Source organism: Stenotrophomonas sp. C9D9, assembly GCF_056491205.1.
In genome coordinates, this window is record NZ_JBSZIF010000004.1 from 1,402,401 (window position 1) to 1,426,204 (window position 23,804).

22 protein-coding genes are annotated in these 23,804 nt (G+C 64.4%); 6 read left to right on the plus strand and 16 right to left on the minus strand.

All coding sequences use genetic code 11. The features are described from left to right. The first annotated feature begins 107 nt into the window (after positions 1 to 107). The 3 genes from ACXI0D_RS11850 (at position 108) to ACXI0D_RS11860 (ending at position 3,485) form a co-directional block, all read left to right on the plus strand. On the plus strand, positions 108 to 1,310 hold the full coding sequence (locus ACXI0D_RS11850) for an amino acid aminotransferase (protein WP_049446804.1): 1,203 nt from the start codon (positions 108 to 110) through the stop codon (positions 1,308 to 1,310). A gap of 340 nt (positions 1,311 to 1,650) precedes the next feature. Continuing rightward, complete coding sequence (locus tag ACXI0D_RS11855; RefSeq protein ID WP_014035428.1) at positions 1,651 to 2,667, plus strand: class 1 fructose-bisphosphatase; 1,017 nt, start codon at positions 1,651 to 1,653, stop codon at positions 2,665 to 2,667. Between the two features lie 107 nt (positions 2,668 to 2,774). After that, positions 2,775 to 3,485 carry a 2OG-Fe(II) oxygenase gene (locus ACXI0D_RS11860; RefSeq protein WP_014035427.1) on the plus strand — a complete coding sequence of 237 codons (711 nt, stop codon included), beginning with the start codon at positions 2,775 to 2,777 and terminating at the stop codon, positions 3,483 to 3,485. An 11-nt stretch (positions 3,486 to 3,496) separates the two neighbouring features. Here ACXI0D_RS11860 and ACXI0D_RS11865 read toward each other — a convergent pair whose 3' ends face one another. The 16 genes from ACXI0D_RS11865 to dnaA all read right to left on the minus strand — a co-directional run bounded on the left by ACXI0D_RS11865 (position 3,497) and on the right by dnaA (position 21,125). Further along, positions 3,497 to 4,117 (minus strand): hypothetical protein, encoded by a 621-nt coding sequence (locus ACXI0D_RS11865; RefSeq protein ID WP_479642601.1) that lies wholly within the window; start codon positions 4,115 to 4,117, stop codon positions 3,497 to 3,499. A 42-nt stretch (positions 4,118 to 4,159) separates the two neighbouring features. Beyond that, a complete protein-coding gene (locus ACXI0D_RS11870; RefSeq protein WP_197622038.1) occupies positions 4,160 to 5,251 on the minus strand; it encodes a PA0069 family radical SAM protein in 1,092 nt (363 codons plus the stop codon). A 144-nt stretch (positions 5,252 to 5,395) separates the two neighbouring features. Next, positions 5,396 to 6,139: a pyridoxine 5'-phosphate synthase gene (locus ACXI0D_RS11875; protein ID WP_014035423.1), complete on the minus strand. Its 744-nt coding sequence runs from the start codon at positions 6,137 to 6,139 to the stop codon at positions 5,396 to 5,398. Between the two features lie 9 nt (positions 6,140 to 6,148). After that, entirely contained in the window at positions 6,149 to 6,418 is a 270-nt protein-coding gene (locus ACXI0D_RS11880) for a hypothetical protein (RefSeq protein ID WP_049446808.1), read from the minus strand. Positions 6,419 to 6,458: 40 nt separating this feature from the next. After that, positions 6,459 to 7,919, minus strand: coding sequence for a cardiolipin synthase (gene cls, locus ACXI0D_RS11885; RefSeq protein WP_042358375.1), 1,461 nt, complete (start codon positions 7,917 to 7,919; stop codon positions 6,459 to 6,461). A 159-nt stretch (positions 7,920 to 8,078) separates the two neighbouring features. Further along, a complete protein-coding gene (locus ACXI0D_RS11890; protein ID WP_005411740.1) occupies positions 8,079 to 8,492 on the minus strand; it encodes an ExbD/TolR family protein in 414 nt (137 codons plus the stop codon). Positions 8,493 to 8,495: 3 nt separating this feature from the next. Continuing rightward, on the minus strand, positions 8,496 to 8,921 hold the full coding sequence (locus ACXI0D_RS11895) for an ExbD/TolR family protein (protein ID WP_005421196.1): 426 nt from the start codon (positions 8,919 to 8,921) through the stop codon (positions 8,496 to 8,498). A gap of 61 nt (positions 8,922 to 8,982) precedes the next feature. Next, positions 8,983 to 9,744 (minus strand): TonB-system energizer ExbB, encoded by a 762-nt coding sequence (gene exbB, locus ACXI0D_RS11900; protein WP_005411738.1) that lies wholly within the window; start codon positions 9,742 to 9,744, stop codon positions 8,983 to 8,985. A gap of 94 nt (positions 9,745 to 9,838) precedes the next feature. Next, on the minus strand, positions 9,839 to 10,507 hold the full coding sequence (locus tag ACXI0D_RS11905) for an energy transducer TonB (RefSeq protein ID WP_008265902.1): 669 nt from the start codon (positions 10,505 to 10,507) through the stop codon (positions 9,839 to 9,841). A gap of 143 nt (positions 10,508 to 10,650) precedes the next feature. Then, positions 10,651 to 11,844, minus strand: coding sequence for a tetratricopeptide repeat protein (locus ACXI0D_RS11910; protein WP_014035419.1), 1,194 nt, complete (start codon positions 11,842 to 11,844; stop codon positions 10,651 to 10,653). 132 nt (positions 11,845 to 11,976) lie between these two features. Beyond that, a complete protein-coding gene (locus ACXI0D_RS11915; RefSeq protein WP_049446811.1) occupies positions 11,977 to 12,783 on the minus strand; it encodes a M48 family metallopeptidase in 807 nt (268 codons plus the stop codon). A gap of 71 nt (positions 12,784 to 12,854) precedes the next feature. After that, positions 12,855 to 13,703: a CPBP family intramembrane glutamic endopeptidase gene (locus ACXI0D_RS11920; RefSeq protein WP_049446813.1), complete on the minus strand. Its 849-nt coding sequence runs from the start codon at positions 13,701 to 13,703 to the stop codon at positions 12,855 to 12,857. Positions 13,704 to 13,770: 67 nt separating this feature from the next. Continuing rightward, positions 13,771 to 16,230: a DNA topoisomerase (ATP-hydrolyzing) subunit B gene (gene gyrB / locus ACXI0D_RS11925; protein WP_014035416.1), complete on the minus strand. Its 2,460-nt coding sequence runs from the start codon at positions 16,228 to 16,230 to the stop codon at positions 13,771 to 13,773. Positions 16,231 to 16,342: 112 nt separating this feature from the next. Then, positions 16,343 to 17,437 (minus strand): DNA replication/repair protein RecF, encoded by a 1,095-nt coding sequence (gene recF / locus ACXI0D_RS11930; protein WP_014035415.1) that lies wholly within the window; start codon positions 17,435 to 17,437, stop codon positions 16,343 to 16,345. A 980-nt stretch (positions 17,438 to 18,417) separates the two neighbouring features. Further along, the gene (gene dnaN, locus ACXI0D_RS11935; RefSeq protein WP_005411731.1) at positions 18,418 to 19,518 is read right to left on the minus strand and encodes a DNA polymerase III subunit beta; all 1,101 of its coding nucleotides are present in this window, start codon (positions 19,516 to 19,518) and stop codon (positions 18,418 to 18,420) included. Positions 19,519 to 19,793: 275 nt separating this feature from the next. Further along, positions 19,794 to 21,125: a chromosomal replication initiator protein DnaA gene (gene dnaA / locus ACXI0D_RS11940; RefSeq protein WP_005411730.1), complete on the minus strand. Its 1,332-nt coding sequence runs from the start codon at positions 21,123 to 21,125 to the stop codon at positions 19,794 to 19,796. Positions 21,126 to 21,380: 255 nt separating this feature from the next. Here dnaA and rpmH point away from each other — a divergent pair, with 255 nt between their 5' ends. From rpmH to yidC, 3 genes are read left to right on the plus strand one after another with little or no spacing between them, the layout of a single operon-like run. Next, complete coding sequence (rpmH, locus tag ACXI0D_RS11945) at positions 21,381 to 21,521, plus strand: 50S ribosomal protein L34 (protein ID WP_005411729.1); 141 nt, start codon at positions 21,381 to 21,383, stop codon at positions 21,519 to 21,521. 5 nt (positions 21,522 to 21,526) lie between these two features. Next, a complete protein-coding gene (gene rnpA / locus ACXI0D_RS11950; RefSeq protein ID WP_014039039.1) occupies positions 21,527 to 22,021 on the plus strand; it encodes a ribonuclease P protein component in 495 nt (164 codons plus the stop codon). Further along, positions 22,021 to 23,736, plus strand: coding sequence for a membrane protein insertase YidC (gene yidC, locus ACXI0D_RS11955; protein ID WP_049446817.1), 1,716 nt, complete (start codon positions 22,021 to 22,023; stop codon positions 23,734 to 23,736). Before rnpA ends, yidC begins: the two co-directional genes overlap by 1 nt. Positions 23,737 to 23,804: the final 68 nt, after the last annotated feature.

Genomic DNA, 23,804 nt, shown 5'->3' on the forward strand with positions numbered 1-23,804 from the left:
GCGGCCAGCCCCGGCAGGCTTTGTTACGATGGGCTGTTTCCGGCCGAAAAGCCGCAAGCCGCGTAGCGCACTTCCTCCCCCTTTCCGTCTACCGAACGAGTACCGCCGTGTCCTTCTTTGCAAACGTGGAACTGGTCCCAGGCGACCCGATCCTGGGCCTGACCGAGGCGTACAACGCCGACAGCCGCCCGACCAAGGTCAACCTGGGTGTGGGCATCTACTACGACGAGAGCGGCCGCATTCCGCTGCTGCGCGCCGTCAAGCAGATCGAGCAGCAGCTTGCCGCTGAAGCCAAACCGCGCGGCTACCTGCCGATCGATGGCCTGCCGGCGTACACGCAGGCCACGCGTGAGCTGGTGTTCGGCAAGGACTCGCCGCTGCTGGCCGCCGGCCGCGTCACCACCGCACAGACCGTCGGTGGCAGCGGTGCGCTGCGCGTCGGCGCCGACGTGCTGAAGAAGCTGCTGCCGCACGCCACCGTTGCGCTGAGCAACCCGAGCTGGGAAAACCACCGCGCCGTGTTCAGCGCGGCCGGCTTCGAGGTGGTGGAGTATTCCTACTTCGACCCGACCACCCATGGCGTCAACTTCGATGCCCTGCTGGCCGACCTGGGCAAGCTGGACGCCGGCACCGTGGTGCTGCTGCATGCCTGCTGCCACAACCCCACCGGTGCCGACCTCACGGTCAGCCAGTGGAAGCAGGTGGCACAGCTGCTGAAGGACCGCCAGCTGTTCCCCTTCATCGACATGGCCTACCAGGGCTTCGACAAGGGCATCGAGCAGGACGGCGCCGCCGTGCGCATCATCGCCGAAGCCGGCATCGACAGCTTCATCGTCGCCAACTCGTACTCCAAGTCGTTCTCGCTGTATGGCGAACGTGTGGGTGCGCTGTCGATGGTGGCGCCGACCGCCACTGACGCCAAGGCCGTGCAGTCGCAGGTCAAGCGCGTGATCCGCACCATCTACTCCAGCCCGTCCACCCACGGTGCTGCGCTGGTGGCCGGCGTGCTGACCAACCCGGAACTGCGCGCGATGTGGGAGCAGGAGCTGACCGAGATGCGCGAGCGCATCCACGCCCTGCGCCATGGCCTGGTCGAGAAGCTGGCCGCTGCAGGTGCACCGCAGTTCGGCTTCATCAACGAGCAGGCCGGCATGTTCTCCTACTCCGGCCTGAGCCGTGAGCAGGTCGAGCGCCTGCGCGACGAGTTCGGCATCTACGCCGTCGGCACCGGCCGCATCTGCGTGGCCGCGCTGAACCAGAACAACCTGGAATACGTCGCCAAGGCCGTGGCCACCGTCGCCAAGGGCTGAAGCAACGCTCCAGTGGTTTGAAGACAAAGGCGCCGAAAGGCGCCTTTGTTTTTTGCTCTTGCTCTTGCCTTTGCCATCCCCACCGCGCTCGCGGCGAACCCTGAAGCGCGTGGGAGGGGGAGGTGATGCAGGACCGTTGGCGCCATGGATGGCGCCATCGAGCTTACATGGACGTACTTGCAGCGTGTCCTGCATCGCCTCCCCCTTCCACGCGCCTCGACAAAAGGAAGGCGCCACGAGCGCAACGCATCTGGAAACGATTACGCCTTCCCGCGCTCACGCACGGCCCCGCCATACGGGCGACAATAGGCGTTTTCCCGCTGCCGAGACCTGCCCGCTCATGTCCCGTACTTCGTTGACCCGCTTCCTGATCCAGGAACAGCACGCCGGCCGCATCAATGCCGACCTGCGCCAGCTGATCGCGGTCGTCGCCCGCGCCTGCACCAGCATCTCCATCGCCGTCAGCAAGGGCGCCCTCGGTGGCGTGCTCGGCGACGCCGGTACCGGCAACGTGCAGGGTGAAGCGCAGAAGAAGCTGGACGTCATCAGCAACGAGATCCTGCTCGAGGCCAACGCCTGGGGTGGCCACCTCGCCGCCTGCGCCTCGGAGGAAATGGACCACAGCCAGCCGGTGCCGGACATCTATCCGCGCGGTGATTTCCTGCTGCTGTTCGATCCCCTCGATGGCAGCTCCAACATCGACGTCAACGTCTCCGTCGGCACCATCTTCTCGGTGCTGCGCTGCCCGACCAACGTCGAACTGCCGGGCGATGACGCGTTCCTGCAGCCGGGCAGCAAGCAGATCGCCGCCGGTTACTGCATCTATGGGCCCAGCACCCAGCTGGTGCTGACCGTCGGCCATGGCACCCACGCCTTCACCCTCGATCGCGAGAAGGGCGAGTTCGTGCTGACCACCGAGAACATGCAGATTCCGGCGGCTACCCAGGAATTCGCCATCAACATGTCCAACCAGCGTCACTGGGAAGCGCCGATGCAGGCGTACGTCGGCGACCTGCTGGCGGGCAAGGAAGGCGCACGCGGCAAGAACTTCAACATGCGCTGGATCGCCAGCATGGTGGCCGACGTGCATCGCATCCTGACCCGCGGCGGCATCTTCATCTACCCGTGGGACAAGAAGGATCCGTCCAAGGCCGGCAAGCTGCGCCTGATGTACGAAGCCAATCCGATGGGCCTGCTGGTCGAACAGGCCGGCGGCGCTGCCTGGACCGGCCGCGAGCGCATCCTCGACATCCAGCCCGACCAGCTGCACCAGCGCGTGCCGGTGTTCCTCGGTTCGCGCGAGGAAGTGGCCGAGGCCGTGCGCTACCACCACGCGCACGACGACGCGCAGGGCTGAGGCAGTTCCTCCGACAGCGGTCGTGGCAGAACGATGACATGACCGTGGGGTGACACCGAGGGCGGCAAACGGCACCATCAAGCCGTTGCCGCCTAAGGAATGCACGCATGCACGAGCAGGGCCCGGTCGATTTTATCGAAGTCATCCACAACGCCGTCCCCAGCGAGGTCTGCGCCGCCATCGTTGAACGCCTGCGCGCCACGCGTGGCCTGCAGCCCGGTGCGGTGGGCAGTGGCGTGTTCCCGGAACTCAAGCACAGCAAGGATCTGCGCATCAGTGGCCTGGACGGCTGGCAGGATGTTGATCAGCAGCTGCAGATTGCGGTGTTCAACGGCCTGCTGACTTATCTACGCCGTTATCCACAGGCGTTGATTGCGCCGCTGATGTTGCAGATCCAGGACAGCAACGGCCAACCGCGACGCCTGTCTGCCGAGGACTTCCCCGACATGCCGCCGCAGCAGCTGGCCGATCTGGCCCGCACCTGCCTGCGCCCGGGCGCGATCAACCTGCAGTGGTATGCGGCAGGCGAGGGCGGTTACCCGTACTGGCACTGCGAGCTGTACCCGAAGGATGCGCAGGCCGAGACCCTGCACCGGCACGTACTGTGGACGCTGTACCTCAACGACGACTTCGACGAAGGCGAGACCGAATTCCTGTTCCAGGGGCGCAAGATCGCGCCGCGCACCGGCAGCCTGCTGATCGCCCCGACGGCATTCACCCACACCCATCGTGGCAACCGGCCACAGGGTGGCGACAAGTTCATCGCGACCAGCTGGATCCTGTTCCAGAGTGCGCAGAAGTTGTTTGGGGGAGGGTGAGACTGTCGCAGCTACTTGGTCGGTCCAAAAGACCGCCAGAGATTGCCGTTGCCACCTTGCCAGGCACTGAGCTTCTCGACGGGGATTTCCCTGGGTTGACAGGTGAACTGGAGATAGAAGGAACGGTCTTCTTTTCGATAGCTGTTCCATCCGACAGACGTCACTTTGACTTCCATCGGACTATCGCGCTTGTGCGGTCGATGTAGCTCGATATCCGCCGAATCGGACAACCAGTAGTCTCCCTTGTGCGCGAAGCCCGCGCCACCACTGGTCATGCGTGCGTCGAGCACCTCCGGAATCCCTTCAGCGGACGGAGTGTATCCCTTCAGGATACCGGTGACCTTGGTGAACTCTTGGGAATCCATCACGCCCGGTGATTCCGAGAACAGGTGAAGCAGAAGAAGGGTGTCGGTGCCCTTGCTCACCACCTGACCCGCATTTGCTGTCCACAAACGCTGTTCGAACTCGTCCAGGCCAGCCGGCATGTCAGTGACGACCGTGGCCTGCGGAACGACGATGCATTCGTGCAGGGCGCGGGCCTGGACCTGCAGGGTCGCAAGGCATAGAAGAAGACCACTGGCACGGAAGCAGTGACTGCATTTCATCGTGTACAACACCAGGCGATGCGGCAAGGCTTGGATTGTTACCGGTGGGTCGCACTGCGGTCCAGCGTCCTAGAACAGACTGCCCTGCGGCGTATCCTTCTTCGGCGGCAGCGGCTTCTGGAACCGGCTGCAATCCAGCTTCGGCCAGTGGCTGTTCTGTGCATTGAATCCCAACCGTTTGCGCGCCAGCTTGAAGCGGTTGTTCAACAGATCGGCATATACGCCCTGGCCGCGCATGCGGGTGCCGAACCGGCTGTCGTAGTCCTTGCCGCCACGCAGCTGCTGGATGGTGCTCATCACATGCGCAGCGCGATCGGGATGGTGCGTATCCAGCCAGTCGCGGAACAGCGGTGCCACTTCCAGCGGCAGGCGCAGCAGCACGTAGCCGGCGGTGCTCGCACCTGCATCGTGTGCGGCCTCCAGCACGGCTTCCAGCTCACTGTCGTTGATCCACGGAATCACCGGCGCCACCATCACACCGACCGGAATGCCAGCGTCATGCAGGCGTTTCATCGCGCGCAGCCGTGCATGTGGCGCTGATGCGCGCGGTTCCAGCTTCGCGGAGAGATGCGGATCCAGCGAGGTCACCGAAAAATGCACGCTGACCAGGTTCTCCGCGGCCAGCGGCGCGAGCAGATCGATGTCGCGCTCGACCAGTGCGTTCTTGGTGATCAGCGAGAACGGATGCTTGGTCTCCAGCATCACTTCAATCAGTTGGCGCGTCAGCTTGAACTTGCGTTCGATCGGCTGGTACGCATCGGTGTTGATGCCCAGCGCGATCGGCTGCGGCACGTAACCCGGCTTTGACAGTTCCTTGCGCAGCAGTTGCGGCGCATTGGTCTTGGCGAACAGCTTGGTCTCGAAGTCCAGGCCCGGCGACAGATTCAGATAGGCATGCGAGGGGCGTGCAAAGCAGTACGAGCACCCGTGCTCGCAACCGCGGTACGGATTCACCGACTGGCTGAAGCCGACGTCCGGCGAGTTGTTGCGGGTGATGATGCTGCGCGCGGTTTCGGCGCGCACTTCAGTGCGCAGGCGCGGGGCGAGGAATTCCTCGCTCTCGTCGACCGCCCAGCCGTCGTCCACCGCCTCGCTGACGGTGCTTTCAAAGCGCCCGGCAAGGTGGGACGTGGAACCTCGGCCCTTGATCGCAATACCCATTGCGGCAGGGTACGTCGCCACCGTCTCAATGGCTGCGACGGCCGCCTGAAGGGTTCAGCCCCCTCGTAGAGGCGAGCCATGCTCGACTGCCTCCGGACGGATGGGAAATGGAGTCGAGCATGGCTCGACTCTACAGGGGAGGGGTCAGAGCAGCGCCAGGTACCCGCGCACGGTGGCATCCAGCCCGTCATACAGCGCCTCGCCGATCAGCGCGTGGCCGATCGACACCTCCAGCACCTCCGGCACATGGGCCAGGAAGTCGCGCAGGTTGTCCTGCGACAGGTCGTGGCCAGCATTGACGCCGAGGCCGACGGCCTGCGCGCGGCGGGCGGCAGTGGCGAACAACGCCAGCATCGCGTCGGCGTCGCCAGCCGCATGCGCCTCCGCATAGGGCCCGGTATACAGCTCGATGCGGTCCGCACCCACGTCGGCCGCCTGCTCCAGCAGCGGGTTGCCCGCGTCGACGAACAGGCTGACCCGGCAGCCCATCGCTTTCAGTTCGGCGATCAGTGGGCGCAGCCGCTCGGCATCCCGCGCGAAGTCGAAACCGTGGTCGGAGGTGATCTGCCCATCACCATCGGGTACCAGGGTGGCCTGCGCCGGGCGGGTCTGTTCGCACAGCGGCAGCAGCCCCGGGTAGCCCTCGCGCGGCGGCGCGAACGGATTGCCTTCGATGTTGAATTCAACGCCACGCGCGCGGGTCAACGTGGACAGGGCCAGCACGTCCTCGGCGGTGATGTGGCGGCGGTCCGGCCGCGGGTGCACGGTGATGCCATGTGCACCGGCATCCAGGCAGGCCTGGGCGGCGCGCACCACGTCCGGTTCGGCGCCGCCGCGCGAATTGCGCAGGACGGCGATCTTGTTGACGTTGACGCTGAGCTGGGTCATGGAACGGGACTACTTGGAAAGAGGGGATGGGTCGTGGTCGTTGTGGTCGTCGCTGCGGCGGGCCTGGGCCTGTTCGCGCAGGCGGCGCAGCTCTTCGGCATCGATCAGGGTGGCCGGGTCACGCTGCAGGTCGCCGAAACGGGCCACGTAGCGGCCGCGTACCCAGGCCAGCAGGAAGGCCAGGGCAGCCAGCAGGCACAGGGTCATCAACCCCGCGCTCGGGGTCTTCAGCGCGAAGGCAAAGCAGCCCAGCGCCAGCAGCAGGTACAACCAGTACATAGTCGGGCTCCCCGGATGATCGCCGCAGTGTAGCGCTGCGTCAGAGCAGCGGCGAGGCCAGCCGGGCGAAGGCCTCGGGCAGGCGGTGCAGCCATAGCGAGCGGCCGGCCTGGTCATGCACCCGAGTGGCGCGGTCGAATTCGCCCTGCAGCAGTTCGGCCAGCGCGGCGACACGGTCACGGTCGCTGATCATCATCGACAGCTCGAAGTTCAGCCGGAAGCTGCGATGGTCGAAGTTGGCACTGCCGACAATGCAGACATCGTCATCGGCAATGAACGCCTTGGTATGCAGCATCCGCGGGCCGTATTCGTAGATCTTCACGCCAGCATGCAACAGCTCGTCGAAGTACGAGCGTGCGGCCTGGGTGACGAACCAGGAATCGCTCATCTTCGGTACCAGCAGGCGCACGTCCAGGCCGCCCAGTGCAGCCGAGGTCAGTGCCATCCGCGCCGCTTCGCCCGGCACGAAATAGGGCGTGACCAGCCACACCCGCTCATGCGCTTCCTGGATCGCCGCCACATGCAGGCGATGGATGGTCTCCCAGCCCGAGTCGGGCCCGGACACCAGCACCTGTGCGCTGATCGGTCCATCCGCGCGCAGCGGCATGTCGGCCGGCCACAGGCGGGCGATGTCGAAACGGGAGTGGTCCTGGCCGCTGGCGTAGAGCCAGTCCTCGGCGAACACCAGCTGCAGGCTGCGCACCACATGGCCGCGGATACGCATGTGCAGGTCGCGGTAGGCGTCTGGCCTGCGGCTCTCGTCTTCCTCGTCAGTGATGTTGATGCCGCCGGTGAAGGCGAGGCGACCGTCGACGATCACCAGCTTGCGGTGCGTGCGCAGGTTCAGCCACGGGCGCTTGAACGGCTTCAGCAGCTGCCGCGGGTGGAACCAGATCGCTTCACCGCCGGCATCCAGCAGGGGTTGCAGGAAGCGGCGGGGCAGGGCGGAGGAGCCGACCGCATCCAGCAGCAGGCGCACCTGCACACCGGCCTGCGCACGCTCGACCAGGGCATCACGCAGAGCGGTGCCGGCGTGGTCGGGATTGAAGATGTAGTACTCCAGGTGCACGTGGTCGCGCGCCTGCGCGATCGCGTCGAGCAGCGCGGCGTAGGTGGCTGCGCCGTCGACCAGCCAGGTCACCTCGGTGGCACTGCTGGGCGCCAGCCCGGTGGTGGCCTGGGCAACCTTGGCCAGCTCGGTGCAGTCCGAATCCGGCGGGCAGACGTCACTGTAGTGCTCCATGCCCGAGCGGGCGCGGCCACGGCGCAGCCGCTGCCGCTTCACCTTCTGCGGGCCCAGCAGGTAGTAGATGAAGAGCCCCAGGTAGGGCAGCAGCGCCAACGACAGGATCCAGCTCAGCGTGGCCACCGGCTCGCGCTTCTGCAGCATGATCCAGCCCGCCAGCGCGAACAGGTACAGCAGATAGGCCACCGCCAGGATCGTGCCGAGGTGGGCGATGCCGTCGAGCCAATGGCGCAGGGAGTCGAAGAGGGCGAGCATCCGCCGATCATAGCGGCGCATGCTGCCTGTTGGGGTCAGGTCCCTTTTCCGCAGGAAAAGGGATCTGACCCCGATGGGACCCCTCGGGCACAAAAAAGACGCCCCTGTTTCCAGGGGCGTCTGCAGTCGCGTCATGACTGTTGTGTTGCGGTGTAGCGTTTACTGCTGCACAAAACCGATCTTCTTCATCTGAGCATTCTTCGCGGCGGCCAGAACCTTGGCCATCACGTCGTACTCGGAATCCGGGCTGGCGTCGATGCGCAGTTCCGGCTGGTTGGTCGGGTCACGCTGGACCTCCTGCTCCATCCGCTGCTGCAGCTCGCTGGTATTGATCGGGCTGTTGTTCCACGAGACCTGGTTGCTGGCGTCGATCTTCAGTTCGATCGGCGGCGGCGGTTCGACCAGCTGCGGCGGTGGGTTGAGCACGCGCTGCGGCAGGTCCACGGCGATCGGGTACGTCATGATCGGCGCGGTCACGATGAAGATGATCAGCAGAACCAGCATCACGTCCACGAGGGGCGTGACGTTGATGTCTGCCATGGGGCCCTTGCCACCACCACTACTGAATGCCATGGCTTATTGCCCCTTTTCTTTGGTCGCGACGAAGCCGACGTCCAGCATGCCCTGCTCCTGCGCGACCTTGGTCAGGTCGTTGATGACGCGCATCTTGGTGGTGCGGTCACCACGCAGGTTCAGCGGCGGCTGCGGGGTCTGCTGGGCGGCGGTCGCCAAGCGGGACTCGAGAGTCTGCTTGTTGATTTCTTCGTCGTTCCAGTAGATCGAGCCGTCTTCCTTGACTGCCAGCGTGATCGGGTTCGGACGCTTTTCAGCATCTTCCGGCTTCTGGATCAGGTTGGCTTCCGGCAGATCCACCTTGACCTTGTGGGACATCAGGGGCGCCGTGATGATGAAGATGATCAGCAGCACCAGCATCACGTCCACGAGGGGCGTAACGTTGATGTCGGCCATGGGGCCGCCGCTGTTACCACTACTGAAAGCCATAACGGGCTCCGTCTAGATCTTGGTGACTACTTACTTCGTCGCTGGGTGACGCGCGCCGCAATTAGCGGACGCGCGAACCGGTGGCGAAGAAGTCGTGCAGGTCGTGCGCGAAGGTGTCGAACTTGCTGATGGTCGCGCTGTTGATCTTGCTGAAGAAGTTGAAGGCGAACACGGCCGGGATTGCGACGAACAGACCGATCGCGGTCATGATCAGCGCTTCACCCACCGGGCCGGCAACGGCGTCGATCGAAGCGGAGCCGGTGGCACCGATCTTGATCAGCGCGCCGTAGATGCCCCACACGGTACCCAGCAGACCGACGAACGGAGCGGTTGCGCCGACGGTGGCCAGCAGGGTCATGCCCGACTGCAGCTTGTTGCTTTCGCGGGTGACGGCCTGACGCAGAGCGCGGTCGACGAACTCCGAACGGCTCAGGTTCTCACCGACGCCGCCGGTAGCACCGCCTTCAGCGCGCTGGTGGTGGGCAGCTGCCTGGGCAGCGTCCAGGGCGATCTTCGAGAACGGCTCCGAAGCCGGCTGTTCTTCCATCGCACGGATGGCGTCCTGCGCGTTCGGGGTGTCCCAGAACAGGCTGACGACGCGATCAGCGGCGCTCTTCAGGCGGGTGGCACGGAAGATGTTGATGACGGTCCAGTACCAGGACATGGCCGACATGGCGATCAGGGTCAGCAGCACGACCCAGGAAACCGCGAAATCACCCGGCTTGGTGGTCATTTCGTGGATCAGGTGCTCGAAGCCCATCTGCGACAGGGCGTTGGACGGATTGCCCCCGGCAGCAGCGGCGATGAAAATTTCCTGCAGCATGACGCTTACCTTTGTTGTGTGTGGTGATAAAGGGTGTAGCTAAGCTAAACAATCGAACTGGGAGCGGGGGTGGCCAGGCGGCCACCCGGGCGCATCAGTTCAGCGCAAAGTTGACCGGGACGCGAACGCGACCTGCCGCCTTCTTACCGCCAGATTCAGCGGCGTTGAAGCGCCACTTGCGAGCCGCTTCCATCGCAGCACGGTCCAGGTCGCGGTTACGGCTGGACTTTTCCACCGTGACATTGGTGACGTTGCCGCTGGCATCGACATCAATGATCAGGATCACTTCGCCCTGGATACCAGCGCGGAAGGCTGCCGGCGGGTAGCGCGGCGGATTCATGGCCTTCGACGAGATGTCCACGCTGGCCTCGATCGAGGTCGGCGGAGCCGGCGGCGACGGCGGCGACGGCGGGGTGACGATGTCGTTCGGACGCGGTTCCGGCACGTCCACGACCGGCGCCTGCGGCGGCGGCGGGACCGGCGACGGCTTCGGCGGCGACAGATTCTTCACCGGCGGCGGCGGAGTATCGGTCGGCGGCGGCGGCGGCGGCGGCGGGGGCGGCGGCGGCGGTGCGTCGACGATGGTCACCATGACGTTACGCTCCTTCTCAGCCACGGCCTTGGGGGCCACAGCGGGGATCAGGAGCATCATGAAGGCGGCCAGATGCAGGGCGATTACAAACGCGATGCCGACGATGCGAGGCCAGCTCAGCCCCTTGTCATCGGGTTGTTCGTACCGGTGAACGACTAGTTGTTCCGTCATGCGCCAAGAGCTCAATAGTGGGGCCGGAATCCCGGGGGCGGGATCCCTGATCAGCGGTGCATGACACCGCAGGAACCTCCAAGCTTATACCAATCCTGAGCGCCTGCGCATCAACTGAGCAGGCATTCAGGCGTTATTCCTACTTACTTCAGGTTGATGATTTTTTTGGCATCAGCCTGGTTCTTCACGCCCTTCGCCAGCGCCTGCTGGGCGGCCTGCTTGGCCTCGGGGACGCGACCTTCGGCATGCAGGACGCGTGCCAGGTTCAGGTAGGTCTCACCGTCCTTGGAGAGCGGGGCGGCCTTCTGCCACGCATCGATCGCCTGCGGCACCTGGTCGGAGTAGTAGTAGGACTGGGCCAGCGCCAGGTAGACCTGGTAATCCGGCTTCAGGATGCCCTTCTGCAACCCTTCGTTGATGACCGCGATGACGTCCTTTTCCTTGTTCTCGGTGTTGGCATAGATCGAGTACAGCTGCTTGTACTCGCGCTCTTCGGTGAGCTGGCCGCTGCTGCGCAGCTTGTCCATCACCGCGGCGGCCTTCGGCATCTGGTCAGCCTGCATGTACATGTTGGCCAGATTCAGCTGGGCCTTCTTGTCCGTCGGGTTCTTGGCCGCCAGCGCTTCCGCGGCCTGCACGGCCTCGCCGGTCTGGCCGGCTTCGGACAGGGCCGCCATCAGCAGCTGGTTCCAGTTGTCCTTCGGCTCGGCGGCGCCGGCGATGGCCTGCTTCAGCACCGGGATCGCTTCCTGGTAGCGCTCCAGCTGGTACAGCGCCTGGCCCTTGGCGATCAGCTCTTCCGGCTTGGTCGACTTGCTCTCGGCGAAGTACTTGTCCAGGGTGGCCAGGCCTTCGGCGGTCTTGTCTTCCTGCAGCTGCAGCTGGCCCAGCATCAGCATCGACTGGAAGTGCCCGTTGTTGTCCAGGCCGTTGAACTGGATCACCTGCTTCAGATACGCGATGGCGCCCGGCACGTCGTCGGTCTGGTACGCGGCCTGCGAGGCCAGCTGCGCGGCCAGCGACTTGTCGTACTCGTTGGAAGCGCTGTCGGCCAGGATCGCGTCAGCCTGTTCGCGCGTCTCCGGGAACTTTTCCTTGTTGTAGCTGTCGATCATTTTCTGCAGCTTGCTGCCCATCTTGGCCGAGGCCTTGGCGGTCGGCTCCTGGCGGGTCGCGTTCGGGTACAGCGGTTCGGCCTTGGCCTGCTTGCTGCTGCCGCCGCGGCTGCCACGGTCGGAGGAACGCGAGGACTGCGCAAAGGCATCGGTGACCACGGCGCCGGTCAGGGCGGTCGCGACGAGGACGGAAAGCACAGCTTTGTGGTTACGGAAAATCATCGTTCACCTCGATCGAACCGCCGGATAGCGGCAAAGTCGGACTGTCAGAAAAATCTGAGCCGCCAAACGTATCAGAAACAGATGGCGTGAGAAATCGTTTTATGTGCTGCAATACAGCATAGAACTGCGCACTCATCCGCACTTTGGCCGCAGCCCGGCCGCCTGCGCCTGCTGATAGACCGGCGTCAGGCCCGGTGCATCACGTCGCAGCTCCTGGATCCGGTTGGCCGGATCGGGGTGGGTGGACAGCCATTGCGGGCTGCGACCGCCGCTGGCGGCCATCATGTTCTGCCACAGGTCCACGGCCTGGGCCGGGTTGAATCCGGCCTGCGCCATCAGCCGCTGGCCAATCACGTCTGCCTCGCTTTCCTGGGTCCGCGAGCCCGGCAACAGGAAGGCCGTCTGCGCGCCCATCCCGCCCAGCTGGTTGACCGTACTGGCGGCGCCATCGCCATAGGCGGCACCAGCCAGCGCGCCCAGCACGGCCAGGCCGGTCTGCGCGCCCATCTGGCGGGTGATGCGTTCTTCGTGGTGACGCGCGATGACATGGCCGATCTCATGGCCGATCACGGCAGCCAGCTGGTCCTGGTTCTTGGCGACGGTGAAGATGCCGGTGTTCACGCCCACTTTGCCGCCAGGCAGGGCAAAGGCGTTCGGTTCCTTGTCGACGAACACGGCCGTCTCCCACCGTACGCCACGGTACTGAGGCGGCAACTGCGCGACCAGGGCATTGACCACGCACTGCACATAGCCGTTCTGGCGGCCATCAGTGCTGATCTTCTCTTTCTGCTTGGTCTCGGCGAACGCCTGCGCACCCAGCTGGTCCAGCTGTGCCTGCGACACGCCGCCGACCATCTGCCGTCTTCCGGTTGGCGAGGTGGTGGTCGCACAGGCACTGACCACGGTGGTGATGACTAGAGCCAGCAGCAGTTGTTTCATGGGTCCGCCCCCGTGTTCATGTGCGCAGTGTGTAGCCTACCTGCTTAATCTTTCGTCAAGCGGGCACGGCCTTACGTTGACCCCAGGAACACCATCGCGGCAAGGGCGACAGCGTTGTTCAGTGCGTGCGCGGTGATCGCTGCCCACAGCGTGCCGGTGCGCCGGTACAGCCAGCAGAAGGCGGCGCCCATGCCGCCGTACACCAGCCACAGCTGCGCCATGCCCAGCAATGAGTTCTTGCTGACACCGGGCACTTCATGGACCAGGGCGAACGCCAGGCTGCTGAGGATGAGGCCCAGCCAGGGGCGACCGGCCTGCCACAGGCGCCCGAACAGGACACGGCGGAACAGCAGCTCTTCGTAGGCGGGGGCGAGGACGACCGCAAACAACACCAGGAACAACGGGAAGCGCGCGATCGCGCTCTGCATCAGTTCCACGTTGGTGGGCACCGGCTCGATGCCGAACTGCTTGGAAAGGAAGGCGATGCCGTTGCTGCCAAGGACGATCAGCGTGGCCACCAGCAGGGTCCAGCCCCAGGTGGAAGGCCGCTGCAGCGCCTGTCGCGAGGCCAGGCGTTCGCCGGCGTTCGCCGGGCGGCGCCAGAAGTACAGCAGCAGTGCGGCGCCACCGGTGGCGATCAGGGCCATCAGGATCTGCGCCAGGGCACCGGGCTGGCCCACTGCCGTGCCGACGGCATCGGGTGTCAGTGCGCCGCCATTGGCCGCGGCGTTCGCGCGGCTGACCACGATCGCACGGTAGAAGCCCCAGAACAGGCCAGTGACCATGCTCAGGCCGACCAGCGTGACGGCGGCGATGCCCAGGTCGATGAAGAAACCTGCCAACGGTGCCACGGCGCGCGGCGGGGTAGACGCCGGCGGAACCGGAGGCGGGGCGGCGGAGACCGGGGCGGATGCGGACATCAGGTACCTGCGTTCAAGGGACGAAGGCCGGTGCAGCTCCCCGCGCACCGGCCAGGTCCCGATTGTGTCAGATATCCAGGTTGGCGACCTTCAGCGCATTGTCTTCGATGAAGTCGCGACGCGGTTCGACCACATCGCCCATCAGGGTGCTGAAAATCTGGTCGGCGGCGACCGCGTCTTCGATACGCACCTGCAGCAGGCGACGGGTTTCCGGGTTCACCGTGGTATCCCACAACTGCTCCGGATTCATTTCACCCAGACCCTTGAATCGCTGGATCTGACGGCCGCGCTTGGCCTCCTCGAGCAGCCAGTTCTGCGCCTTGGCGAAGCTGTCGACTTCGATCGACTTGGCGCCGCGGGAAATCGTCGCTCCTTCGCGCACCAGGCCGTGCAGCAGCTTGGAGGCCTGATGGATCGCGCGCAGCTCGCCGCTTTCGAACGCCGACATCGGCAGCACCTGGATGTGCTGCTCGCCCATGTGGCGACGGGTCACCAGCACGGCGGCGGGGCGCTCCTCGTTGGCGTCCTGCAGTTCCAGGCTGAAACGCGGGCTGCCCAGGCTGCCCTGGTTGAGGCGCTTGGCCAGCGCATCCAGGCCTTCGCCTTCGCCGGCATTGCGCAGGCTGTCCATGTCCATCGGCACGAAATCGACCAGCGCTTCGAGCAGGTTGCGGTCATAGCGGTGGGCGTTGCGTTCGATGGAATCGAGCGCGGCGGCATAGGCCAGCAGCAGCTTTTCAAGCGCCAGGCCTTCGATGCCCGGTTCGCCGGTGGCCGGCACCAGCGCGGCGTTTTCCACCGCACTGCTGGCCAGGTAACTGTCCAGCGCCGGGTCGTCCTTCAGGTACAGCTCCTGCTTGCCCTGCTTGATCTTGTACAGCGGCGGCAGGCCGATGTAGACGTAACCGCGCTCGATCAGCTCCGGCATCTGACGGTAGAAGAACGTCAGCAGCAGGGTGCGGATGTGGGCGCCGTCGACGTCGGCGTCGGTCATGATGATGATCTTGTGGTAACGCAGCTTGTCCGGGTTGTACTCGTCACGGCCGATGCCGGTACCCAGGGCGGTGATCAGCGTACCGACCTGGTCGGAGGACAGCATGCGGTCGAAGCGTGCGCGTTCCACGTTGAGGATCTTGCCGCGCAGCGGCAGCACCGCCTGGTTCTTGCGGTTGCGGCCCTGCTTGGCCGAGCCACCTGCCGAGTCACCCTCGACGATAAACAGTTCGGACAGCGCCGGATCCTTTTCCTGGCAGTCGGCCAGCTTGCCCGGCAGGCCGGCGATATCCAGCGCGCCCTTGCGGCGGGTCAGGTCGCGGGCCTTGCGCGCCGCTTCACGTGCACGCGCGGCGTCGACGATCTTGCCGGCGATCGCCTTGGCTTCGTTCGGGTTTTCCTGCAGGAACTCTTCCAGGCGCGCGCCGAAGGCGTTTTCCACCGCCGGGCGCACGTCGGAGCTGACCAGCTTTTCCTTGGTCTGGCTGGAGAAGCTCGGGTCCGGCACCTTTACCGACAGCACCGCGATCATGCCTTCGCGCATGTCATCGCCGGTCAGGTTGATCTTGGCCTGCTTGGCGATGCCGTTCTGCTCGATGTAGTTGTTGAGCACACGGGTCAGCGCACCGCGGAAGCCGGCGAGGTGGGTACCGCCGTCCTTCTGCGGAATGTTGTTGGTGAAGCAGTACATCGTCTCCTGGTAGGAGTCGGTCCACTGCAGCGCCACATCCACGACGATGCCGTTGTGCTCGCCGGTGACCGAGATGACGTTCGGGTGCAGCGGAGTCTTCAGCTGGGCCAGATGCTCCACGAAGCTGCGGATGCCGCCTTCGTAGTGGAAGTCATCGCGACGGCCATCGCCGCGCTCGTCGGCCAGGACGATCTTGACGCCGGAGTTCAGGAACGACAGCTCGCGCAGGCGGCGGGCCAGGATGTCGTAGTGGAATTCCACGTTGTCGTGGAAGGCGACGGTCGACGGCCAGAAGCGCACGGTGGTGCCACGCTTGGTAGTGGCTTCCAGCTTGGCCAGTGCGGTCACGGCTGCGCCGTTGCTGAATTCCTGCTGGTAGTGGGAGCCGTTCTGGAACACGTCCACCAGCAGCTTCTGCGACAGCGCGTTGACCACGCTGACGCCGACGCCGTGCAGGCCGCCGGAAACCTTGTAGCTGTTGTCGTCGAACTTGCCGCCTGCGTGCAGGACGGTCATGACCACTTCGGCGGCGGACACTTCGCGACCGAGCTTGGCGCTCATCTGCTCGTGCTTGCCGGTCGGGATACCGCGGCCGTTGTCGGATACCGAGACCGAGCCGTCGGCGTGGATCGTCACTGCAACGTGGTCGGCGTGGCCGGCCAGCGCTTCGTCGATCGAGTTGTCGACGACCTCGAACACCATGTGGTGCAGACCGGTGCCGTCATGCACGTCGCCGATGTACATGCCGGGACGCTTGCGGACAGCCTCCAGGCCTTCCAGGGCGGTAATGCTGTTGGCGTCGTAATTGCCGTTGTTTGCCGGGGTGTTCTGTTCGTCGCTCATTGCGCTTGCCGTAGGCTCCGCAGGTCGGCCACCGCTTGGAGCGATGCGCCGAGAATGAAAGGATTCCAACCCGAATTATACCAGCCGGGGTCGAGCGGCCCTGGTGTGCCCACTATGGCACAGCCACGATCTGTGCATGTTCCACGTGGAACCGGGCGATGTGGGTCAGTTCTTCCAGCGCCGCCGGCGTTTCGGTGGCGGTGATGAAGATCTGTGCCGGTCCATTGAGCAGGCGCTCCAGAACCCGCGCCTGGTGGGTGCGATCCAGCTCCGAGGCCAGATCGTCCAGCGCGATCACCGGCCATTCGCCGCGCTGCTCGGCATAGTCCTCAGCCTGCGCCAGCAGGCAGGCCAATGCCGTCAGCTTGGCCTGGCCGCGGGACAGCGCATCGCGACCAGGAATGCTGTGGAAATCCACGCTCCAGTCTGCGCGGTGCGGGCCGACCGAGGTGTACCCGGCCTGGCGGTCACGTTCCCGGGCCAGAAGCAGGGCATCGGCCAGAGGGAGCTCGTGCCGACGCCAGCCCGGGCTGAGTTCCAGGGCCTGGATGCCGAGTTGCGGGGCCAGGCTGGAAGCCAGAGCCACGGCGCGCTGCTGCAGACGCTCCAGGTAGTGCTGGCGGCGGCTGGTCAGGGGTTCGCCGGCTTCGGCGAGTTCGTGATCCCAGGTATCCAGCATCCGCGACGGGCCACCCTGCTTGAGCAGGGCATTGCGCTGTTTCAGTGCCCGCGAGTACCGACGCCACAGGGACAGGAAATCAGGTTCCACGTGGAACAAGCCCCAATCGAGGAAGCGGCGGCGGGGTTCACCACCACCGCTGACCAACGCATGGCTGCCTGGCTCAAACGTGACGACCGCAAGCGCTGCGCACAGATTGCCAAGCTGCGCCACGTCTTCACCGTCCAAACGTCCCTTCCAGTCCTGCCCGCTGTGGCGCAGGCCGGCCTTTCGGCGGTGCGGCGGGTGATTGGCACGTTGTTCGTCCCATTCCACGAAGATCTCCAGCGCTTCCTGGCCCTGGCGCACCAATCCATCGCGGACACGACCTCGGAAGCTGCGCCCATAAGCCATCAGATGCAGGGCCTCGAGCACGCTGGTCTTGCCGGCACCGTTGTCGCCGGTCAGCAGGTTCAATCCTGGCTGGGGCGACAGATCCACCGCACTGAAGCGACGCAGTTGGTGCAGGGCGAGGCGGCGGATAAGCATGGGGCGCGAAGGACCATCCGCACGGGGCGGTAGAGGGACAGGGAATCCATCAGCTTACTGCATCGGTCAAGCCGACACGGCCCGAAGCGGCTGCCGAGCTGATGGGCTGAACATGGCCGGATCCGGATCGCGTGTTCCACGTGGCGCCGCCTCAACGCGGGGCGCTATCACAGCCCTGAACTGTCCTCGAAATCTTCAAATCTGCAGTGGGTGGCAGGGTGTAGACCCTCAGAATTCAACGATTTCACGGCTCATCGCGCCCCACGTGCACAACACCACTTCGGCAGTCGCTCTGCATGACCCGCAGATTTCTTGAAATCTACGACGCCCTCTCTTGGACGGTTCCACAGATTTCAAGAAATTCGTTTCACGCTGTCCACAGCGGCCATGTATGACTTATACACAAGGTATGGGCAATCTGTGGATAAAAAAGGCCTTTTACCTTGCCCTTAAAACTATCCACAGGTTCCCCCCCAGCTTGGGGTGCCTCTATACAGGGGGTTTCAGATGCATAAATTTCTTTTAAATCAGTTAGATAATGCATTTTTCCACGAAATCTGGCCCTACCATCACCACCATGCTTTAGATTTATACCCAGATTTAGAAGCTAGGCTTGCCCCGATCTGCCCAGAACCAGGGCTGTGGACAGTGGCGTTTCCAGAAGGGCTGCGAACTTTCAGAGTCGCGTTCCAACCGCTGGCTGATGGGGTCGCAGGAGATGGAAGCTCGATCTAAGCATCCTGCGGCTGCAGCTCAAAGCGATTCGGAGTGATCCATGCACACATGGCCCGCTATCCAGCGTCTCCAGTGCAACCGTCGCGGAAGGATCAGTGGGAGCCATCAAGCATCCACCGACGGGGAACTTCCGGCTGGACAGGATCCAGCTCAATGGTTCGCCTTCAATGCTCCACGTGGAACCTAAAAAAAACGCCCGGGAAGATCCCGGGCGTCCTTCGGTTCCACGTGGAACAACGCTGCGGTCAGAGACGCAGCGGCATCACCACATGTCGCGACTTCTCGCTGCTCGATTCACGCACCAGCGCCGAGGAGTTGGAGTCGCGCAGCTGGATGATGACTTCCTCATCGCGCAGGGCGGAAAGGGCATCCAGCAGGTAGTTCACGTTGAAGCCGATGGCCAGATCGCTGACCGTGGTGTCGGCTTCGATCTCTTCCTGGGCTTCTTCCTGCTCCGGGTTGTGCGCGCTGATCTTCAGGTTGCCCGGCGAGACTTCCACGCGGATGCCGCGGTACTTCTCGTTGGACAGGATCGCGGCACGCTGCAGCGAGGCACGCAGCGCTTCGCGATCAACCTTCACTTCGCGGTCGGCGCCGATCGGAATCACCGCTTCGTAGTCCGGGAAACGGCCGTCGATCAGCTTCGAGGTGAAGGTGACATCGTCGCGCTTGACCCGGACGTGGCTGCGGCCGACTTCCAGCTCGATCTCGCGATCGCCGCTTTCCAGCAGGCGCTGCAGTTCGGTTACGCCCTTGCGCGGCACGATGATCTGGCGCTTGGAACCGCTGGGCTTGGCCAGATCGGTTTCACACAGCGCCAGGCGGTGGCCGTCGGTGGCGACGGTACGCAGGGCATCGCCGCGCAGATCGAACAGCAGGCCGTTGAGGTAGTAGCGCACGTCCTGCTGGGCCATCGCGAACGCAGTGCGCTCGATCAGTTCCTTCAGGGTCGCTTCGCCGATGGCCACACGCTCGGTGGCTTCCACTTCGTCAACCGACGGGAAGTCGTTGGAGGGCAGGGTGGCCAGGGTGAAGCGGCTGCGGCCGGCCTGCACGGTGATCTTGTCACCGGTCTGCGAGACGGTGATCCGGCTGCCGTCGGGCAGCGCGCGGATGATCTCGAACAGCTTGCGGGCGGGGATGGTGGTTTCGCCGTCCTGGGCATCTTCAACCGCGATCCGCGACACCATCTCCACTTCCAGGTCGGTACCGGTCAGCGACAGCTGGCCGTTCTGCACCTGGACCAGGAAATTGGCCAGAACCGGAAGGGTCTGGCGGCGTTCGACCACGTTGACGACCTGTGCCAACGGCTTGAGAAAGGCTTCGCGCTGCAGTGTGAAACGCATGTGGTTCCGTGCCCCTATGCTTTAAAAAATGTGGAATAAATCAAAAGCTTGGTGGTGCTGGTAGAGACAGAATCGCTGGAAAACAACGCTAAGTCTTTGTAAATAAAAGAATTTCAGACCTCGAAACCCTCTGTATTACCGACCCCCAGGGGGTGGGGAAAGCTGTGGATAAATCTCGCGCGATTTCAAGCGCCATTTTTATCCACAACGTGTCCCGCGCTTGCTACCGGATTCTGCACCGTTTTGTGCGATGACGCCTCATCGGCATCCGTGCATCATTCGCTCAGCTTCCGGATCAGCTTGTCCCAGTCCTCGCGGAGCTTGCCGTCGGTTTCCATCAGGGTCCGGATTTGGCGGCAGGCATGCAGCACCGTGGTGTGATCGCGACCGGCAAAGGCGTCGCCGATCTCGGGCAGGCTGTGCTCGGTCAGTTCCTTGGTCAGGGCCATGGCGACCTGGCGGGGGCGGGCCAGCGAGCGGGTCCGACGCTTCGACAGCAGATCCTTGATCTGCAGGCCGTAGTAGTCGGCAACGGTTTTCTGGATGTTGGGAATGCTGATCGCCTGCTGCTGGGCGCGCAGCAGGTCGCGCAGGGTTTCCTGGGCGAATTCGGTAGTGATCGCGCGGCCGGTGAAATTGGCGCGGGCGGTCAGGGTATTGAGCGCACCTTCGAGGTCGCGCACGTTGGAGCGCATCTTCTTGGCGATCAGGAACGCAACATCATCGGGAATCTCGGCACCGCGTTCGCGTGCCTTGGCCAGCACGATCGCGGCGCGGGTCTCGAAGTCCGGCGGTTCGATCGCGACCGACAGGCCCCAGGCAAGCCGCGACTTCAGGCGCGCTTCCAGGCCCTCGACTTCGCGCGGATAGCGGTCGCAGGTCAGGATGATCTGCTGCTTGCCATCGAACAACGCGTTGAACGTGTGGAAGAACTCTTCCTGGGTGCGGTCCTTGCCGGCGAAGAACTGGATGTCATCGATCAGCAGCGCGTCCACCTGCTGGAACTGGCGCTTGAACTGATCCATGGTCTTTTCCTGCAGGGCCCGGATCATCGCGCTGAAGAACTGCTCCGAACGCAGGTACAGCACCTTCGCCCCCGGATTGGCCTGGCGCATCGCGTTGCCGGCGGCGAACATCAGGTGGGTCTTGCCCAGGCCGGTGCCTCCGTACAGCAGCAGCGGGTTGTGCGCCCGGTCGCCCGGCTTCTGCGCTGCCTGGAAGGCGGCGGCCAGGCCCAGCTGGTTGCTGCGGCCTTCGACGAAGTTGGCGAACGTGTAGTGATTGTCCAGGTTGCCGGCGAAGGGCACCTGCGGTTCGCTGGACACATGCGCCGAGGGCGTGGAAACCGGCGCGTTCTGCGCCTCCACGGGACGCGGGCGCGAGCCGATTTCAAGAAAAACGTCGCTGAAACCGGCGAAATGAGCCAGCAGTTCGCGGATCCGGGCCAGGTACAGCTCGCGGACCTGGTCGACGATGAAGGCATTCGGTGCATACAGCACCAGGCTGTCCACGCGCAGATCGGCCTGCAGCGGCTTCAACCAGGTATGAACGTCTTCCGGCGGGAACTCCGCTTCGAGGCGCTCGAGACTACGGGACCAGGCATCCATCAGCAATAATCGTCCGGTGGCCGGGGCATGGACGCGACAAGGCGCCCAAACACAGGCCGGAAAGGGGGGAAATGGATGGCTCAGACTACCACCGAGCGCCCGCCTTCGGAATGCTTGTCCCCTACTTATTCACAAAAACATCCACAGCTATTGCACAGCCCAGTGAATTCGCGTAGCTGCCAGGGGTTGACGCGGGGTAGGGTACCTCTCTAGAATTTCCGGTTCTTTCCGTCCCATTCATACGAGAGGCCCCCAATGGCCACGAAGCGCACCTACCAGCCCAGCAACCTCAAGCGTAAGCGCGACCACGGCTTCCGTGCCCGTATGAAGACCGCTGACGGCCGCAAGATCCTGTCGCGTCGCCGCGCCAAGGGCCGCAAAGTCCTGAGCGCCTGATTGCCATGCCGCACCTCGCGGCAGACGCAATCCCTTCGACAGTGAATACTGCAGACCCGCGCAAGCGATTCCCTCGCTCTGCGCGGGTTCGCACGCGTGCCGAATATTCAACGGTCTTCAACGGCGCCCGCCGTGTGTCCGATCCGCTGATGACCCTGCACTGGCTGCCGGCTGACCGGCCGGCCAGGCTGGGTCTGGCGGTTTCCCGCAAGGTTGATCCGAACGCCGTTGGGCGTAACCGGATCAAGCGCGTCCTGCGCGACATCCTGCGTCAGACACGTACCGACATCCAGCCAGGCGACTTCGTCGTCGTGGCTCGTAGTGCTGCGCGTTCCGCCAGCAACGACGAGATCCGCCAGGCCTTCCTGCGCCTGCTGCGTCGCCTGCGTGCATTGCCCGCGCCGGGCGTGGACGGCACAATGCCGCCGCCTGATGGCATCGCAACTCCTTCTTTGACCGAGCCGGCATCGCGTCCCGGCCCCGCCGAGCCTGTCCGCTGATGAACCAGACCCGCGTATTCCTCATTTTTGCCTGGCTGATGGTGGCCGTGCTGCTGTGGATGGAGTGGAGCCGTGAAAAGGCTGCTCCGACCCCGGCACCGACGACCACGTCGGCCCCGGCTGCTGCACAGAGTGTTCCGGGCGCGACCCCGGGCAGCATCCCCAGCGCGCAGGTCCCGGGTGCCCCGGGCCAGGCCGCTGTGCAGGCCCAGGCCAGCGCCACCCCGGCCAGCCAGCGCGTGACCGTCACCACCGACGTGCTGCGCCTGGTACTGGACGGCGGCCGCGTGCTCGATGCCGAGCTGCTGCAGTTCCCGCAGACCAAGGACGAAGGCAGCCCGCCGGTACGCCTGCTGACCGAAGACCCCGCGCATCCGTACAGCGCGATCAGTGGCTGGGCCAGCGAAGACAAGAACACCCCGGTTCCCGGCGCTGACGGCTTCAAGCTGGTCGGTGACACCCGCGACTTCGTGCTGGCCAAGGGCCAGAACGAACTGCAGATCCCGTTCGTGTGGACCGCCGACAACGGCGTGACCATCAAGCGCACCCTGACCGTCTCGCGCAACGAGTACGCCGTGCGTTTCAAGGACGAAGTCAGCAACGCCGGTGCCGCACCGTGGAACGGCTATGTCTACCGCACCCTGGACCGCACCCCGACCATCCTGTCGCGGAGCATGACCAACCCGGATTCGTTCAGCTTCAACGGCGCCACCTGGTACGACAACGACAAGAAGTACCAGCGTCGTGCGTTCAAGGACTACCTGGACGATGGCACGCTGAACCAGAACATCACCGGCGGCTGGCTGGCGATGCTGCAGCACCACTTCTTCACCGCCTGGATCCCGCAGAAGGACCAGACCGCACACTACGTGCTGTCGCAGGTGGCCGGTCGTGACCTGATCGAAGCGCGTGGCCCGGCCTTCACCGTGGCCCCGGGCCAGTCCACCAGCACCGAGGCCCGCCTGTGGGTCGGCCCGAAGCTGGTGAACCTGATTGCCAAGGAAGACGTGCCGGGCCTGGACCGGGTGGTCGACTACAGCCGCTTCTCGATGATGGCGGTGATCGGCCAGGGCCTGTTCTGGGTGCTGAACCAGGTGCACAAGCTGGTCGGCAACTGGGGCTGGGCGATCGTCGGCCTGGTGGTGCTGCTGAAGCTGGTGCTGTACCCGCTGTCGGCGACCCAGTACAAGAGCGGTGCCAAGATGCGCCGCTTCCAGCCGCGCATCGCGCAGCTGAAGGAACGCTATGGCGACGACCGCCAGAAGTTCCAGACCGCGATGATGGAGCTGTACAAGAAGGAAAAGATCAATCCGATGGGCGGCTGCCTGCCGATCCTCATCCAGATGCCGATCTTCTTCGCTCTGTACTGGGTGCTGGTGGAATCGGTCGAACTGCGCCAGGCGCCCTGGTTCGGCTGGATCCAGGACCTGACCGCACGCGACCCGTACTTCATCCTGCCGGTGATCAACGTGGCGGTGATGTGGTTCACCCAGAAGCTGACCCCGGCACCGGGCATGGACCCGATGCAGCAGAAGATGATGCAGTTCATGCCGCTGGTGTTCGGCGTCATGATGGCCTTCATGCCGTCCGGCCTGGTGCTGTACTGGGTGGTCAACGGCGGCCTGGGCCTGCTGCAGCAGTGGTGGATGACCAAGCGCCATGGCGGCGAGCCGGTCCCGGCCACCACCGCGCCGGCCCCGGTCAAGAAGAAGTAATCGGTAGAGCCGGCTGCTGGCCGGCTGGCCCCCGCAGAAGCCCGCCGCAAGGCGGGCTTTTCGCATGC

What these genes read in the sequence shown, in the direction of transcription:
- ACXI0D_RS11855 (WP_014035428.1), top strand. Translation starts at nt 1,651, where the DNA reads ATGTCCCGTACTTCGTTGACCCGCTTCCTGATCCAGGAACAGCACGCC.
- ACXI0D_RS11860 (WP_014035427.1), top strand. Translation starts at nt 2,775, where the DNA reads ATGCACGAGCAGGGCCCGGTCGATTTTATCGAAGTCATCCACAACGCC.
- ACXI0D_RS11870 (WP_197622038.1), bottom strand. Translation starts at nt 5,251, where the DNA reads ATGGGTATTGCGATCAAGGGCCGAGGTTCCACGTCCCACCTTGCCGGG.
- ACXI0D_RS11875 (WP_014035423.1), bottom strand. Translation starts at nt 6,139, where the DNA reads ATGACCCAGCTCAGCGTCAACGTCAACAAGATCGCCGTCCTGCGCAAT.
- ACXI0D_RS11880 (WP_049446808.1), bottom strand. Translation starts at nt 6,418, where the DNA reads ATGTACTGGTTGTACCTGCTGCTGGCGCTGGGCTGCTTTGCCTTCGCG.
- cls (WP_042358375.1), bottom strand. Translation starts at nt 7,919, where the DNA reads ATGCTCGCCCTCTTCGACTCCCTGCGCCATTGGCTCGACGGCATCGCC.
- ACXI0D_RS11890 (WP_005411740.1), bottom strand. Translation starts at nt 8,492, where the DNA reads ATGGCATTCAGTAGTGGTGGTGGCAAGGGCCCCATGGCAGACATCAAC.
- ACXI0D_RS11895 (WP_005421196.1), bottom strand. Translation starts at nt 8,921, where the DNA reads ATGGCTTTCAGTAGTGGTAACAGCGGCGGCCCCATGGCCGACATCAAC.
- exbB (WP_005411738.1), bottom strand. Translation starts at nt 9,744, where the DNA reads ATGCTGCAGGAAATTTTCATCGCCGCTGCTGCCGGGGGCAATCCGTCC.
- ACXI0D_RS11905 (WP_008265902.1), bottom strand. Translation starts at nt 10,507, where the DNA reads ATGACGGAACAACTAGTCGTTCACCGGTACGAACAACCCGATGACAAG.
- ACXI0D_RS11910 (WP_014035419.1), bottom strand. Translation starts at nt 11,844, where the DNA reads ATGATTTTCCGTAACCACAAAGCTGTGCTTTCCGTCCTCGTCGCGACC.
- ACXI0D_RS11915 (WP_049446811.1), bottom strand. Translation starts at nt 12,783, where the DNA reads ATGAAACAACTGCTGCTGGCTCTAGTCATCACCACCGTGGTCAGTGCC.
- ACXI0D_RS11920 (WP_049446813.1), bottom strand. Translation starts at nt 13,703, where the DNA reads ATGTCCGCATCCGCCCCGGTCTCCGCCGCCCCGCCTCCGGTTCCGCCG.
- gyrB (WP_014035416.1), bottom strand. Translation starts at nt 16,230, where the DNA reads ATGAGCGACGAACAGAACACCCCGGCAAACAACGGCAATTACGACGCC.
- recF (WP_014035415.1), bottom strand. Translation starts at nt 17,437, where the DNA reads ATGCTTATCCGCCGCCTCGCCCTGCACCAACTGCGTCGCTTCAGTGCG.
- dnaN (WP_005411731.1), bottom strand. Translation starts at nt 19,518, where the DNA reads ATGCGTTTCACACTGCAGCGCGAAGCCTTTCTCAAGCCGTTGGCACAG.
- dnaA (WP_005411730.1), bottom strand. Translation starts at nt 21,125, where the DNA reads ATGGATGCCTGGTCCCGTAGTCTCGAGCGCCTCGAAGCGGAGTTCCCG.
- rpmH (WP_005411729.1), top strand. Translation starts at nt 21,381, where the DNA reads ATGGCCACGAAGCGCACCTACCAGCCCAGCAACCTCAAGCGTAAGCGC.
- rnpA (WP_014039039.1), top strand. Translation starts at nt 21,527, where the DNA reads ATGCCGCACCTCGCGGCAGACGCAATCCCTTCGACAGTGAATACTGCA.
- yidC (WP_049446817.1), top strand. Translation starts at nt 22,021, where the DNA reads ATGAACCAGACCCGCGTATTCCTCATTTTTGCCTGGCTGATGGTGGCC.